The 498-nt window shown below is 45.8% G+C and carries 1 protein-coding gene; it reads left to right on the top strand.

Annotated features, from left to right (window positions below; all coding sequences use genetic code 11):
• The coding region (locus LNN34_RS21775) for a beta-ketoacyl synthase N-terminal-like domain-containing protein (protein ID WP_229044613.1) at window positions 1-498 on the top strand (498 nt) is incomplete at both ends.

The raw sequence follows: 498 nt of genomic DNA, 5'->3' as shown, positions 1-498 counted from the left end.
CGATAGAGAGGTTAAGCCAGTATTTCCTTGAACGTTATTCTGATGAAATGCAGGCGTTCTATCACGAGGGTGAGGAAGAAGGTTCTTTAACAACACCACCGGAAAATAGAGGACCGAAAATAAGAAAGATCCGTTCCGAAAAATTGGAGACGAAGCAGAAGAAACAGGCGGTTGAAAAAGAACCAATTGCCATCATTGGAATGAGCGGAAGGTTCCCAGGTGCAAGGAATGTAGAGGAACTATGGTCCCTCCTGCATGACGGACGGGAAGTAATCGGTGAGGTGCCATATGAGCGCGCCGAATGGCGGGAAAGTCAGAATAATACTGAGGATAGAAAAGAAGTGAACAAAAGATTCGGGGTAATTCCAGGTATTTCCGAATTTGACCCTCAGTTTTTTGAAATATCCCCGCGTGAAGCAATTAATATGGATCCCAGACAGAGACTGCTGCTTCAGGAAACATGGAAGGCATTGGAGGATGCCGGCTATGGTTCCAAGT

The sequence above is a fragment of the Bacillus sp. AF23 genome, assembly GCF_020861455.1.
Taxonomy (GTDB): domain Bacteria; phylum Bacillota; class Bacilli; order Bacillales; family Bacillaceae; genus Bacillus; species Bacillus halotolerans.
This window is presented reverse-complemented; position numbering and strand designations above follow the sequence as displayed.